Below are 14,027 nucleotides of genomic sequence, written 5' to 3'. Positions count from 1 at the left end.
AGAGAGAGTATGATTGTCATCATCGATGGAACCGGGCCCAGCGACGACAAGGAGTATGCGAAAGAGATGGGGAACTCCTTCCCCAGCCAGATAGCCAAGCAAGTTGTTGGAAGTACTTACTTTAGGGGGCCCTCGCTGACTGGTAGCGAGGTGTCGCAGATCGCCGACCGCGCCGTCGGCGCGGCGCAGGGCGGGTCCGGTCCGATCATGCTAGTGGGCTACAGCCGCGGAGGCTGTACGGCGATCATCGCCGCTAAGAGGCTCAAGGCGCAGGGCAAGCGCGTCAAGGCGATGTTCCTGTTCGACGCCGTCGACATGCAGACCAGCGAGCTGGGCTTGTCCCAGACCATTCCCGACAATGTGGACTTCGTCGCTCACGCGCGCACGGCCAGAAGCGTGGCCTTCTGGATCCGCAATCCGGTGAAGTCTCGGTTCTACTTCTACAATACCGGTCGCTGGCTGGATGGTCACGGAACCCTGGAAGAGAAGAAGTTCACCGGCACGCACGGGGCCGCCGGCGGCGTTCCCTGGGCCGACGTCGTCGGCGATCGCGCCTGCGCGCTCGCGGTCGCGGAGTGGATGAACGGCCAACTGAAGTCCCAGGGGGTCAGCGCGACCCTGAAGGCCTGATCCGTCAAAGTCGCTTCTTCAGAGAGGTGCTCCTTGAGTCCCTTCGACATCAGCGTCCAGGAAGCCCAGTCCTTCGAAGGCGGGCTCTTCCGTTTCACCACGATCGCCGGGCCCATCCGCCTGGTCAGGTTCAGTGACTCGAGCCGGGGCGCGAACGGCCGCCTCGGCCGGTTCTGGCTCTACGGCAGCGAGGTCGCCGAAATCCTGTCCGCCGGCCCGTCCGGCAAGCACTTGGTCAAGGAGGTGAGCCAGAGGTGGGCCGTCTGCGACGACTGGGGCGACAAGGGCCTGGTCTGGTTCATGGACGTGCCGCGCGGTCAGGCCGTTCCGGCCTGTTGGGGCGCGACCAAGTTCCAGCCCAAGGTGTCGGCCGCCGAACAGGATCGCGGCGGGCGCGCCACGCGGCGATCCTATGCCGGCGGCTCCATCCAGTTGATCATCCCGGTCAGCGACACCGGCCGTAATGCCGATCCATGGCTGACGTCGCTGATCTCGGGTCCTGTCGCCAGCGACAAGCTGGTCACGGCCGCCGACCGTTATCTGGCGGCCTAGGGCGGCTTAGAGCGTCTGTACGAGGCCCGAGTGTGTTTATGGGCCTTATTCTCCAAGCAGAAAGGCCAGCGCGGCGTCCCTGTCGGCCTCCGCCACGACGCCGAGGACATCGCGACGGATTTCAGCCCGCATCTCTTCCGAGATCTCGAAATCATCGTCATCCTCGTCGAACAGGTCGCCGCCGTGCTTCGCCACGAAATATCGGATCCAGGCCGCCAGCAGGGCGAGGAAGGTGGGGAGGTCGGAGGCGAGGCGGACATAGGTCCATGTTCTCGCGCTGTGGCGGGAATAGCAGATTGAGCTGTCCTGTCCGACGCTGACCGGATTGCCCGTCCAAGCGGCGATGACAAAGCGATCGGCGGGCCAGGCGGCGATCGGCTCTCCGGTGATTCCGTGGAAGCGGTATCCGGCCTGGCGGGCCGAGAGTTCATCTAGGCCATAGAAATAGAGATCCTCGACAATCCAGGGCGTGTGGAACGCCTTCGGATAGCCCAGCTGGATAATCTCTGCGGCAAGCGTCGACCCGAAGACCGTTTCGCAAAGCCGAGCCACATCGCCTTCGGGCTTCTTCGGCGCGATCGTGAGGTCGGCTTCTCTGGCGGCGGGGAGCAGGTCGGCAAGGGCGTCGGCGTATAACATCGGCTTTTCTCCTCAGAGGCAGGCGCCAAACCACCTAAGCCAATGTTCGGAGCTGTCGTCCCGCTCGTCCGGCTTGAACTCAACTGAAGCGGTTCAAGAAGTGGCCGGCAATATCGGGCGCATTGATGCGCGAGGCCGAAGCGTTCTCGATCTCTTCGGCGGCGTTGCTGTCCGCTTAATGCGGCGACAATCGCAACGGCTGTGCTTGTGGCGCTGTTCACGCGCGCCCTGACAAAACGTCACGCCATGACGTCATTCCGGATCTTCCAGCCGCCCGATGACGCGCTGTTGATCTATCGATTTCTCACGAGCATCAATAATATTGGTCAGCTTGGCAGAATTTATCTCAAAATATTTATGCCTCTCATAGTAAACATCTTTCCCGCTGAGCTCATAGGCCTTGTAGGCGATATTCGAGGCCTCCAAGTCGTTCAGCAGCGACAGAACATCTCTCGCAGGGGTGGAGTCTAAGCGATCGAATAACGGCTTATCCAATACCGGCGTATGACCGGCGATGGCGTTTTTTACTTCCATAAGACCTTTTCCCGACAGGCGGGATATTTTTGAGATAACGCCGGCTGTAACCCGTTCATTGCCGTCGATCACCAGAACGATCCGCAACATCAATACCTCAAAAATCTAAAAGAAATTCGGGTTTAAGCGGAACGCCGTGTGAAGGATTCCGCCAATTACCGCCATGCCAGCCCTGAAAATGCTCGGAGAAGGTGACTGGCGCAATATTGCTCGGATCGTTCGCGAGTTGGGGATACTTAGACACGCTGTATTTATGGTGTCCGAAAATGCCGCGAGGCGTGCCGCCATCCATGATGGATTGACGCGCTTGCGCGTTCCAATTTCGCGTACCGGGCAGGCCGTTAGCTAGGTTCTGTCTTTCCTGGTGCCAGAACTGATCAATCCCTTCCTGGCGTCGAGCGGTCAATCGGTCGTGCCACTGCAGCCGCTGCCACTCTGCGCGCGTGATCGTGCGGCTCTGGACTTTCTCGAGAAGTGCGGACCGCGCCTTCTGGGACAGTTGCCTGTATGGCGTGCCGTAAGGCTTCGGTTGCCCGTTACACGCCGCCAGCCCACTAGGATCTGTCCACGTCAGCGGGTCGTGCACATAGGCATGTGTTCTTAGCCCCCCATCGATGCCGATCGGGTCGGGCGACAGATACTGTCCAGTTTCCGGGTCGTAGTAGCGGTTGAGGTTGTAGTGCAGACCGCTCTCGGCGTCTTCCCACTGGCCTGGGAAGCGCAGCGCGCACGACGTTTCGTTCGTCTCGCGCCCGGCTTCGCCATCGCGTTCGCGCAGGACGTCGCGCGCTGTGCGGGTGCGGCCCCATAGCGCGGGCTCGGCGCGCCAGCGGCACGCACCGTCAGCACTGAACAGCGCGTGCGGCGCCCCGATCTGGTCGGCGACGATCGGCAGCAGTTCCGCTTCGCGGCACGCCGGTGCGCCGTCTTCCCCGGCGTGGACGAGTTCCTTCGCGAGCGGACGCACCCCATCCGGCTCAAAATGCCAGCGTTCGATGTGTAGCGCGATCGAGCCGGGGGCTCCCTCGCTACCGTCTCCGGCTCCGCGCCGATACCACGCTTCGGCGATCGCCTGGCCCTGCCACACATAGTCCACCCGGCGACTGGACTCGTCGAGCGGCGCCTTGCCCACCCGGCGCCCGAACGCGTCGTAGGTGTAGCGCCAGCGCGCGCCGTCGGGCGTCTCCAGCCCCACGAGGCGGTCGAAGCCGTCCCAACGATAGCGCCAGCGCCGCGGGCGGAAACCGGCTTGCGTGAGCACTCGCTCGGTCATGCGCCCGCGCGCGTCGTAGCGGAACCGGTTGGGTCCCGCCTCGACCACACAGTCGCGCCAATAGCGGTGTTCGCCTGCCAGGCTCTCGGCGAGATTCATCAATGCGTCGTAGCGATAGGTCTCGCGGCCACCAGCGCGCTCCACCGTCACGGCCTGATCGCGCAGATCGTAGTTATAGCGCGTCACGCCCTTGTCCGCCGCCGAGCCGGTCTCGGCGGCGCCCGCCAGGCGGCCGAGGCGATCCCACTCGTAGCGGCGCGCCAGGGCGTCGGGCTCCTTCTGCCCGGCCGCGAAGACGGTGACGCCTCCTGCGCGCTGCTCCGCCAACCGCCCGCCCAGATCGTAGCGCTGGCGAAGTTGGAAGGCGGTTGGCGTACCGATCGCGGCCAGCTCGCGCAGCGTCTCGAGCCCGCTCGCATCGTGGGCGAAGCACAGCGCATGGCCGTTGCTTTCGTAGCGCGTGAGCAGCCCGGCCTCGTCGAACGCCAACGCCGTCTCGCCGCTAGGGCTGGAGCGGCCCACGCACCGCCCCGCCTCATCATAGCGATAGGCGACTGCGATCCCGTTCTGCTCCTCGCGGGCGAGCCGGCCCTTGCCGTCGTAAGCGAGCGAGACATCGGCGATCCGCCGCGGCGCGCCATCGGCCATGATCCAAGTGCTGGCGCCGACCAGTCTGTCTCGATCGTCATATCGGTAGGAGATCGCGTCTTCGCCCGCGATCACCCGCACGATGCGATCGCGCGAGTCCCATTCGAAACGCTGTTCCGCCCCGTCAGGCATCCGCTTGCTCTGGATGCGACCGAGGGCGTCGTGGTGATAGAGCGTCTCGCGGCCCGCCCAGTCGATCTGGGCGCAGAGTCGCCCGGCAGGATCGTATCGGAACCGCCACTGCTGTCCGGCAGCGTCGGTGATCGCCGCCAGGCGGCCCGCGCCGTCATAGGCGAACTGCGTCGTCGCGCCGAGCGGGTCGATGACCTGGCGCAGCGTGTCGAACGCGCCGTGGGCATAGCGGGTCGTTTGACCATCGTCCCGAATACGGGCCTTGATCAGCCCCTCGCCGTTATAGGCGAAGCGGACCTCCCCGCCGTCTGGCGTATGCGAATGGCTGACCAAGCCGCGCGGGTTCTCGGGCGAGCGCTGATACGCCCAATGGCTGGTCCGTCCGGCGGGGTCGGTGAGCGCCAAAAGGCGCCCCATCCAATCCCACTCGTAGCGGGTGACCCGGTCGCCAGGATCATGGCGGGCGAGGGGGCGGCCGGCCGCATCGTTTTCCCAATGCGTGGCGCCAAACCCGGCGAGTTTCTCAAGGACCAACGCGCCGCGTTCGTCGTACTCCGCATGGCCAGACGCGCCGCTCGCTTCCTTCCATGCGACGACGTTGCCGCGGGCATCATGGGTCCAGCTAGCGACGCCGTCCGCCCCCTCGACTTCGACGAGCGTCCCCCAGGCGTCATAGGCCCAGCGGGCGCTGCGTCCGGCCCAGTCGGTCTGGCCTATCAAGCGTCCGTCGCCATCGTAGGCGAAACGCGTCTCGCGGCCCGCGGGATCGATCCGGCGCTGCAATCGCTCAAGCGAATCCCATTCGCTGATCGTGCGCGCGCCGAGCGGATCTTCCTCCTCGACGACCAGGCCGTTGGCGTCGTAGCGGAAGCTGGTGACCGCCCCGGTGGCGTCGACATAGCGCGAGCGTCGCTCCTCCGGGAAATAGAGGAAGCGGTCGTTGAACATCCCTTCGCCGGTGTGCGTGCCGACAACCCGCCCCGCCGAATCGTAGGCGATCTCCACCTCGGTCAGGCCGCTGTCACGCCACCCGTTCAGCCACCCTTCGGGCGTGTAGCGATAATGGAATTCGCCGGTGAACGCGCCCAGCACATGCAGCAGGCGTCCGTCCGCATCATAGTCGTAGCGCACGAGCGGCTCGCGCTCGCCTTCCATCGACAGCGTCCTCAGCCAGCCCTGCGGCGTCGTTTGCACGCTGAACATCGTGCCGTCCGCATGCCGGATCTTCGTCAGGCGCCCTTTGGCGTCGCGATAGAACAGGATGCGGTTGCCGTTGCGATCCTCGATCCCCTCCAGTTCAAGGGTCGCCGCGTCGCCGACGGGCGCGAAGAGCAGGAACTGCTGGGTGCGGCTGTCGAACAGGCGAAGCTGGTCGCGCGTGCCGGTCAGCCAATAATAAGGCGCCTTGAGGTGGCGGGCGTCGATCTGGAACCCGCTTCCGATCGCGAACAGCAGCCGCTGGCCTTCCGCATCCTCGAGCAGCGCCGTGCCCGCCTTTTGGTCGAGCAGCACGCGCTGCGACCAATTGCAGATCCAGCGCGGGCCGAGCATGCCGTCCACCCGCATTCGCCCAGGATAGGTCCGCTCCAATCGCAAGGGCAGGATGCCGGGATACTGGAAGTCGGTCCGCTGGTCGGCATAGTCGCCCGTGACGATATCGACCGGCTCGCCGAACAGTCGCCGCAGCCCGCCGTCCAGCAAGCCGCCCTGGCGCACGGCCGACCGCATGCCCACGACCTCGGCCACCGAGAGCAACAACTGCTCCGCGATCGACAGCTCGGCGTCGGGGGTCCCGTAACTGCCGGTCGTATCGTCGCCGAGCACGGTGGCGCAGCCCTGTTGGACGACCGCATCGCACGACAGCTTGTGGCCGATGCGCGCCATCGGCAGGCCGTTGATATAGATGGTCTTGCTGCCCTCGATGATCAGCGAGGGGACCGACGGATGCTTGGTGCAGGCGGCTATGTCGGTGACGCGCGCCGCGGGCTTACCTTCGAAGAACACATTGAGAGAACCGCTGGCGATCGGGCCGGACAAGGTGGCCATCTTGGCGCCGGCCCCGGCGATCGCGGCGGTGACGAACCCGCCCGCCGCACCAGCGCCGAAGGCGACCGCCGCCCCCACAAGCGGCGCGGCCATCCCGGCCGTTCCAATGATTGCGGCCGCGCTTACCGCGACCAGGGCCCCGACGACGATACCGGCGGCTATGCCGGCGAGCAGCCCCGCGAAGGCGTTGCTATGCGCGATCTGGTGCGTGAGGTGCGCGGCCTGTTTCCCAGGGCCCGCGAGGCGCTGGGCGCCAAATTGTTGCGCGACCCAGAACGCCCCTTCGTCGGCGTGGACCTTCTCGGCGATCCATGCGCCCGCCATGGCCCCCGCGATCGGCGCGGCGACCCGGCCGCCAAAGCACTTCAGCGCGGTCAATCCGCCCGAACTGTAGGCTGAATAGGCCCCCGCGGCCACGATGCCGGCGGAGGCGACGTGCCCCGTCGTCGCGATCGCTGACACCGTGCTCGCGTTGCTGGTGGCGGCGGTGCGCTCGCCAAGCTCGCGTAGCTTGTCGTGGGCGATGGGGGACGCGTCGGTCACGGCGCGAAGGTGAAGGACATGATCGCCGAGATCAGCGCGTTCCGCGTTTCTTCATCGCGTGCGCCCGGGATCGATCCGGTAAATGTCAGTACGGCATTGGCTTCGTGCAGCACCATCGCCATGACTTGGTGGATGGGCTTGCCGTCGCTACGCCAGCTGAGCTCCATGAGCTGAGCCTCGCGACCGTCGACCTGGCCGGTCGTGTCGGCGAAGATCTCGCATCCGGCCAGCTGCGCCATGAAGTTCTGGCGCATCTGAGCGACATAATCGTGGAAGGTCATGCCGAGCGGTAGACGGTCCCGCGCGATGACAAGATTGGCGCCATGCGCCTTTGCGCCCATGGGCAAAAGCACATTGACGCTCTGGTCCTGCCACTCGGAGGCCAGTGTTAGAGATCCTTCGGCGATCCGATACACTTTTTGCGTCCTATTGGTGCGGTGTGAAGCCCCTATACCCTAGGGCGCAAAGGTGGCCTACCCCCGTTCGGGGTTGAAATGACCAACTAGAAAGATTTCGTCGCTGATGAGGGGGATTCGCGCTTCGAGATATGAAGAGTTCGCAAGGCTAAGCTTTCCACGTAATCTTAGATCTCTGGCGGAGACTCGTTCTATCGACCGCCTTAGGAGCGGCGAAGCGAGTGACCACCAATGACTTTGGCGCGACGTGATGGCGAAGCACAAGCTGTGCTATGGCACTTATTTGATCTGCCCTGTTGTCGGCGCTGCTGGGCCTCCATGATCTTGCCGAAGGTCGCGCAGGCGCCGACGGCATGCGTTGACGCTATTCCCGCCGCAGAAACCACTCCGAGAGACTTCGTGGATGCGCTCGGTGGAGAGATGGATGGCTGGGGCTATCTTGGAACCGATTGGCGCCTGCATCTGTCGGGGCCGGAAGGGATGACGAGGGCGACATCCGGACCTTCGCTCACGTGCGGTCGAAGGTCCTGTTTCTGGAGGCAGACCAAGGTCAGCTCCTAGCGCGGCATCGCCCTTGACGCCCTGAGTGCCGTTCATCAGTGCTTGATCTCAAGGGCGAAGGAGGGCTTCGAGACCTTGGAGAAGACGCTAGTCCAAAAGGTAGTGATCTACTGTGTGCGGAGCGGGCGGCTGCTCGTCATGTCCCATCCAGACTTCACGCCCGAAGAGGTTGGCATTCAGGTGCCAGCGGGAACGATCCGAACTGGCGAAAGCCCCGAGGCGGCGGCCCTACGAGAGTTGGAAGAGGAGACTGGGTACTCCGGCTTTTCGATTGTCCGGTTTCTCGGAAGCAGTGACTACGACATCACGCCATATCGGTTCGAGCGCCAGCGGCGCTACTTCTTCCTAGCCCAGGGGCCAGAGGACTTGCCCGAGCGATGGCTCTCAGCTGAAGACCACGATGGCAGCGCGCGGCCGACGCGCCTGCAATTCTTCTGGATCCCGCTGGAAGCAGCCCATGTGCTGCAATCTGGTCAAGGCGCTTTGGTCGGCATCCTCTTCGATCGACCCGGCCTAGACGGTTAAGCACTGTGGTTAGGTCGCGTTTTCGCCGGTGATCCAAGGACCGCTGTTGGCGCTGCCAGACCGACGATAGATCTTCAGTTTGGCCGGGTAGGGTGGTCCCCCGGCTTCATGGCGCGTTCATGCCCAGCGGCTCGGAGGCAGATACAGGCGGGGGAGTGGGATCGAAAGGCTGCTTTGTGGCTCGAACCCAAGATCCGCAATTGCGTAGCGGGCGCACGTGGCGACCAACGCCGAAGTCACTCGAGACAATGCCTGACGCGACCATATTCTCGGACCTCTGAGGGAGGTGCGAGCCTTTCTGAGCCGTGCAGTTTCTTCCTGTCGCGCTTTGGCGACCTGTCTTCAGGAGGAACTATGTCCCGCATGATTTTTCTGAATCTGCCTGTCCGCGACCTAGACGCAGCCGTGCGCTTTTACGAAGCCATCGGTTGCGTGAAGAACCCGGCGTTCAGCACGGATCAGGCGGCCACTATGGTCTGGTCGGAAGCCATCTACTTCCAACTGCTCACCCATGACTATTTCGCCAGCTTCTCCAGCAAACCCATCGCCGGCTCGGACACCAGCGAGGTGCTCATCGCGCTGCCACAGACGGATCGAGACGCTGTCGACCAGATCTGCGGCGCCGCTGCAGACGCAGGCGGCCAGGTGGACCTTCGCGAGCCCCAGGATATGGGCTTCATGTACGTCCGCGCGTTCCAGGATCTCGACGGTCACGTCTTCGAGCCGATGTGGATGGACCCAGACGCCGTGGCGGGCGGCGAGCAAGCCGCACAGGAGCGCTGAGATGCTGAAAGCTGCATTTCTGGCCGTTCTGCTCCTGGCGGGAGGATCCTCCATCCAGGCTCAGGCCCAGACGCCGCCGCCCGGCAAGTACGTCGAGGCCAACGGCCTTCGGATGCACTACCAAGTGTCCGGCGCTGGCGAACCCCTGGTCGTCCTGCACGGCGCTTACATGGACAACCGGCCCATGCAGCCGATCATCGCCGCGCTCAGCCGGTCCAATACCGTGTACGCGCTGGAGTTGCAGGGGCATGGCCGCACTGCGGACCGCTCGACGCCTATCAGCTACGAAAGCCTCGCGGACGATGTGGCCGCATTCATGACCGCCGTGGACCTGAAGAAGGCCCATGTCTTCGGGTACTCGATGGGCGCCGCCGCTGGCCTTCAGCTGGTTATCCGCCATCCGGAGCGGGTCGATCGCGCCGCGCTGGCGTCGGTCGCCTCCGACGCCAAAGGATGGCATCCAGATTACCTGGCCTTCCTCCCGCAGATCAAACCCGAGCTCTTCGTCGGCACGCCGTTCGAGGCGTCCTATCGCGAGGTCGCCGCCAACCCGGACGGCTTCCCCGCGCTGGTCGACAAGCTGATCGCGCTGGAGCATCGTCCCATGGCCTGGGAGGCCGATCTGGGCGCCATCCGCACGCCGGTCCTGATCATCCAAGGCGATTCAGACATCATCGCGCATGAACATACGCTGGCGATGTTCAAGCGCCTGGGGGGCGGGGTCATGGGCGACAACGGCGCGCCATTGCCCTCGACCCGTCTTGCGATCCTTCCGGGAACGTCTCACACGGCCATAGCGTCCCAGCCGGAGCTTCTGGCGGCGATGATCAGCCCCTTCCTGGCCGGTAAGACTCCGAAAGGCATGTTCGATCCGGCGGACTGAAGACAAAGGATTGGGCGTGGCCGCTTAGGGCCACGCCCGAAATCCGAGGCGGCAGGATTTCAGGGCAACGCCAACGCGCGTCGAAACCAGGCTTCCTCGATCGCCGCCTGATCACCATCGGCCGCCAGCGTCCGACGATCGTCAACCTTGCCATCCATGAGATCAATGGCGACAGCCGTATCGGAGGGGGTCAGAACCTTGACCTTGAAGCGAACCGTCGACGTCCACAGGTCGCCGCGTTCGCCAAGCTCCGGGAGACATTCGCGCATCGGTCCGGTCATCCGCCGATAACGGTCCTGGATCCGCACTTCGCCGTTCGTGGTTTGCGCCGTCACCTGGGCGGCGGCCAGATCTTCCGGCGCGCCGTCCGCGAAGATGGCCACGGTGATGTAGCGTCCCCGCGTGGCCTGCATCGTCACGTCGGCGCGCGCCAGCGAAAGGTTCAGGTTCTGGCCTGGCTCCAGGGCGAAGTTCGCCCGCCAGGCGGCTGTGGCGGACTGGGCCGAGGCCAAGCTGGTCACGGCCAAGGTAAGCCCCAGGCCCAGAAGGCGTAGCGCGATGGCGGGCTTAAGCGAGGTGGGGATCGACATGCAGGACCTCCTGAAGGAAGGCCTGCTTTTTGAAGAGCGCGCTCGCCCGATGCAGCCCGAATCTTGCGCGAGCTTTCCGCCGCTTCTGGTGCGCGGCATACCCAGCCTTAAGCCAAGGTCACTCGCCCTCGATCAGCCGGTGGGCGCGAAACCGCAGGGCGGGGCCTGGCTCGTCTAGGGTCTGGATAATCGGGCCGGCAAGCCGCGACGGCGCGCACGCGGCCAGGTTCGCCATCGCCTGCTGCTCGAGACGGTCGAGCCAGGCGGTGGCGACGATGCGGATCGCCGTCAGCGCTTCGATGTCATGGGGCGAGATTTGGTCGTTCCAGGCAGCGAAGGAACGGACGCGGCCATCCAGGCGAGGGGCGGGCACTGCGACGCAGGTCCCCACGCCATGGTCGGCGGCCTCGCCGAACATGCGTCGCTGCCGGTCTGTTAGGGTTCGAGCTTGGCTATGGTGCGAATGGAAGATGCCCGAGCCGCTGAAGTTCCAGCGCACCACCGGATCGTCCTGCACAAAATCCTCGTCGACATAGCGAGAGAGCCATGAGGCGGGCGGTCGTCCGCCGACCTCGCCGGACAATGACACGACGCCGACCGCCCGCGAAAACAGGCCGGTGGCGAAATGGACGATCCCGAGCCGCTCTAGGAAAGCGCCGGCGACGGCGCCGGCCTGACCCAACCCGCTGTGGATCTCTATGGCCGCGTCCATGGCCAACAACGCCAGGCCCGCGCGCTTGAAGGTCAGGGTCGGATCCGTCTGACCGTTCTCCGGCACGTAGCCGGCCGCGACATACAGCTGACCACGATCGATGTCGCGCAGGCGCAGGGCCTGGGCCAGGCGGCTGATCATGGCGCGGCTGGGCTGGGCGCGGCCGATCTCGAGAAAGCCCAGATGGCGAGGCGAGACGTCAGCCTCAAGCGCCAGGTGCAGTTGTGACAGCATCGCCCGGCGCCGGAACCGCGCCAGCAGTCCGCCGAAGGACGGAAAGTCGTCCAGCGCTCGCACGGAGCGCCGATCGTTCGGGCGTCGTCTCATTAATCGTGTCCAACCTGCCGCGTATCTAACCGGACCGCGGGCGTCCGAAGCAATATGCAGATCGGCCTGTTTTGAGGCCTAGCGCGCGACTGGCGCGCAGAGCAGCAGGCTCGCCGAGACGAAGCAGGCGACCGTGCGCACGTGATTCCAAAACATCCACGGCGCGTAGAAGGCGTCCCAAGGTCCACCGGCGGCTAGGGCGTCGTTGAGCGGAACGTTGCAGAACATGGTCACGCCGATGCAGCCCAGCAGGTAGACGAGGGCGCCCGACAGCAGGAACGGCTCCAACGTCTTTGCGAAGAACGCCCAGCCCCACAGCGCCAGCAGGGCGATGGCCGTACCGAAAAGCAGGCTCATGAACCACGGGTTGATGACAACGACATTGATCGATCGGAACGCCTCGGCGCCGGGCCCCGGACCCAGGCGATCCAGGGCCGGCGTCACGAATGTCGAGAAGGCGAAGAACACGCCTCCGGTCGCGGACGCAGCCAGGGCCGTGGCGAACATGACGAGTTTCATCGAACGTTGCTCCATGTGGTGCAGGCCCGTCTGGCTTGGCCGCATCTGCCTCTCAACTCCCTGTCAGGTACTTGTTGCGGGGGCGATCGATCTGCGATTGCGGACTTGTCGCGAAATGAGGGGTAAAATGCATCGCACCGTTCTGATCATGGCCCTGACCGCCCTGAGCGTCGCCGGTTTGGCCTCCCCGGTTCGAAGCCAGCCGGCGGGGGACGCCATGAACGGCCAGAAGCTGTTTAGCCGTCGCTGCGCCAGCTGCCATGACCTGGCGGCGGACCGTCATGGACCACACCTGGGCGGCGTCTATGGCCGGCGCGCGGGCTCGGTGGCCGGCTTTCGCTACAGCGACGCGTTGCGGGGCGGCGGCTGGACCTGGTCGGATGCCAAGCTCGACGCTTGGCTGACCAATCCCAAAGCCCTGGCGCCGCGCACGGCGATGTCCGCCCGGGTCGGCGAGGCCGGGAAGCGCGCGGATCTGATCGCCTTTCTGCGGTCCAACTAAGACTACCAGCCAAGGAGGAGATCCATGACTATCGCCTTGTTGCCGCTCGCCTTCTGCCTGGCGGTCAGCCCTCTGGACCCGCCGCTAGCCGCCCCGCGCGCGGCCGTCGTCGCCGAGGCTGACAAGACGGTGAAGCTGGGCGCGGTCGAGATCGCCTACCGCCAGGTCGGCCCGGTTGGCGGCGAGGACGTCGTGCTCTTGCCCGGCATCGGCATGCAGCTCATTGAGTGGCCGCCGGCCTTGATCGAAGCACTGGTGGCGCGCGGTAAGCGCGTGACTCTGATCGACCTGCGCGATTCCGGCCGTTCGACCCATTTCCACGCGGCGGGCATGCCCGACTTCGGCGCGGTATTCGCCGCAATCGGCGCTGGCAAGGCTGCGCCCTTGCCCTACGCCGCCGAGGACATGACCAGGGACGTGCTCGGCGTGATGGACGCGCTGAAAATCAAGCGCGTCACGCTGGTCGGCGTGTCGGGCGGTGCGACCATCGCTCAGTTTACGGCCCTGGCCACGCCCGAGCACGTTGTTGGTCTCGTGCTGATCGGCGCCAACTCTGGCAACATGAGAAACCCTCTACCGGCCAATCCTGCGCGCATGGCGGGCGCGACTCCGGCCAAGGACGGTTCTGTCGAGGCGGTGGCGCAGGCGCGGCTGGCGATGTCGCGGGTCCTGGCTGGTGACGATGCGGGATTCGATGAAGCTACAGCGCGAAAGACGGCCCAGGCCAGCGCCGCCCGCGATCCGGACCAGTTGGGGACGCTGCGTCAGGGCGCGGCGCTGTTGGTCCTAGGCGACATCCGACCTCGGATTGGGGCGATCAACGCGCCGACGACCGTCATCCACGGCGCGCTGGATCCGTTGATCTCGCCCGCCGCGGCCCAAGAGGTCAGCCAGGCCATCCCGGGCGCGCGCTGGGAACTTTTGCCCCGTTCAGGTCATGGCGTTGACGGTCCTACTATCAAGGCGATCCTTGAGGCCGTCGGCTAGAAATCCCCATCTTGGTTCGACCGGGTTTTTGAATGGTGCGCGTTGGCCTAGTCCGTCAGGAACCGATCCAGTTTGGCCAATAAGACCACCAACTGGTCCAACATGATGAAGATTAAGCGCTGTCGTCGACCCGCTGCAGATATCGGGCAAGCACACCGTCTCTGGAGAACGGCTCCGTCAGGAGGCTACGGATAAATTCGTCATCGATGCGGCGGGAGATACCGT

Annotated in this window: 14 protein-coding genes; 7 read left to right on the top strand and 7 right to left on the bottom strand. The window is 64.9% G+C overall.

Annotation, left to right across the window (positions count from 1 at the left end):
* The first annotated feature begins 150 nt into the window (after positions 1 to 150).
* Positions 151 to 630, top strand: a complete 480-nt coding sequence (locus AC07NF_RS07445; protein ID WP_492809967.1) for a thioesterase domain-containing protein — start codon at positions 151 to 153, stop codon at positions 628 to 630.
* 33 nt (positions 631 to 663) lie between these two features.
* Positions 664 to 1,182 (top strand): hypothetical protein, encoded by a 519-nt coding sequence (locus tag AC07NF_RS07440; protein ID WP_492809969.1) that lies wholly within the window; start codon positions 664 to 666, stop codon positions 1,180 to 1,182.
* A gap of 45 nt (positions 1,183 to 1,227) precedes the next feature.
* On the opposite strand, the gene AC07NF_RS07435 is transcribed toward AC07NF_RS07440, so the two are convergent.
* The 4 genes from AC07NF_RS07435 to AC07NF_RS07420 all read right to left on the bottom strand — a co-directional run bounded on the left by AC07NF_RS07435 (position 1,228) and on the right by AC07NF_RS07420 (position 7,413).
* Positions 1,228 to 1,821 carry a hypothetical protein gene (locus AC07NF_RS07435; protein ID WP_494627689.1) on the bottom strand — a complete coding sequence of 198 codons (594 nt, stop codon included), beginning with the start codon at positions 1,819 to 1,821 and terminating at the stop codon, positions 1,228 to 1,230.
* Positions 1,822 to 2,073: 252 nt separating this feature from the next.
* A complete protein-coding gene (locus AC07NF_RS07430) occupies positions 2,074 to 2,445 on the bottom strand; it encodes a hypothetical protein (RefSeq protein ID WP_492809972.1) in 372 nt (123 codons plus the stop codon).
* Between the two features lie 7 nt (positions 2,446 to 2,452).
* Positions 2,453 to 6,997: an RHS repeat-associated core domain-containing protein gene (locus AC07NF_RS07425; RefSeq protein WP_494627691.1), complete on the bottom strand. Its 4,545-nt coding sequence runs from the start codon at positions 6,995 to 6,997 to the stop codon at positions 2,453 to 2,455.
* Positions 6,994 to 7,413, bottom strand: a complete 420-nt coding sequence (locus AC07NF_RS07420; RefSeq protein ID WP_494627693.1) for a DUF1795 domain-containing protein — start codon at positions 7,411 to 7,413, stop codon at positions 6,994 to 6,996. Before AC07NF_RS07420 ends, AC07NF_RS07425 begins: the two co-directional genes overlap by 4 nt.
* Before the next feature lie 663 nt (positions 7,414 to 8,076).
* On the opposite strand from AC07NF_RS07420, the gene AC07NF_RS07415 reads away from it, so the two are divergent.
* The 3 genes from AC07NF_RS07415 (at position 8,077) to AC07NF_RS07405 (ending at position 10,165) form a co-directional block, all read left to right on the top strand.
* Positions 8,077 to 8,499 (top strand): NUDIX hydrolase, encoded by a 423-nt coding sequence (locus AC07NF_RS07415; RefSeq protein ID WP_494655323.1) that lies wholly within the window; start codon positions 8,077 to 8,079, stop codon positions 8,497 to 8,499.
* A gap of 354 nt (positions 8,500 to 8,853) precedes the next feature.
* Positions 8,854 to 9,282, top strand: a complete 429-nt coding sequence (locus AC07NF_RS07410; protein ID WP_494627695.1) for a VOC family protein — start codon at positions 8,854 to 8,856, stop codon at positions 9,280 to 9,282.
* Between the two features lies 1 nt (position 9,283).
* The gene (locus AC07NF_RS07405; RefSeq protein WP_494627697.1) at positions 9,284 to 10,165 is read left to right on the top strand and encodes an alpha/beta fold hydrolase; all 882 of its coding nucleotides are present in this window, start codon (positions 9,284 to 9,286) and stop codon (positions 10,163 to 10,165) included.
* A gap of 59 nt (positions 10,166 to 10,224) precedes the next feature.
* Here AC07NF_RS07405 and AC07NF_RS07400 read toward each other — a convergent pair whose 3' ends face one another.
* The 3 genes from AC07NF_RS07400 to AC07NF_RS07390 form a co-directional block, all read right to left on the bottom strand.
* Positions 10,225 to 10,755 (bottom strand): hypothetical protein, encoded by a 531-nt coding sequence (locus AC07NF_RS07400; protein ID WP_494627699.1) that lies wholly within the window; start codon positions 10,753 to 10,755, stop codon positions 10,225 to 10,227.
* 118 nt (positions 10,756 to 10,873) lie between these two features.
* A complete protein-coding gene (locus tag AC07NF_RS07395; protein ID WP_494627701.1) occupies positions 10,874 to 11,794 on the bottom strand; it encodes an autoinducer binding domain-containing protein in 921 nt (306 codons plus the stop codon).
* A gap of 78 nt (positions 11,795 to 11,872) precedes the next feature.
* Positions 11,873 to 12,313 (bottom strand): anthrone oxygenase family protein, encoded by a 441-nt coding sequence (locus AC07NF_RS07390; protein ID WP_494627703.1) that lies wholly within the window; start codon positions 12,311 to 12,313, stop codon positions 11,873 to 11,875.
* A gap of 127 nt (positions 12,314 to 12,440) precedes the next feature.
* Here AC07NF_RS07390 and AC07NF_RS07385 point away from each other — a divergent pair, with 127 nt between their 5' ends.
* Positions 12,441 to 12,815, top strand: a complete 375-nt coding sequence (locus AC07NF_RS07385; RefSeq protein WP_494627705.1) for a c-type cytochrome — start codon at positions 12,441 to 12,443, stop codon at positions 12,813 to 12,815.
* Positions 12,816 to 12,839: 24 nt separating this feature from the next.
* Complete coding sequence (locus tag AC07NF_RS07380; protein ID WP_494627707.1) at positions 12,840 to 13,802, top strand: alpha/beta fold hydrolase; 963 nt, start codon at positions 12,840 to 12,842, stop codon at positions 13,800 to 13,802.
* Positions 13,803 to 14,027: the final 225 nt, after the last annotated feature.

It is taken from the genome of Caulobacter sp. GW821-FHT10A06, from assembly GCF_059415805.1.
The sequence above is the reverse complement of the archived record's forward strand: the minus strand, read 5'-3'. Positions and strand labels throughout refer to the sequence as shown.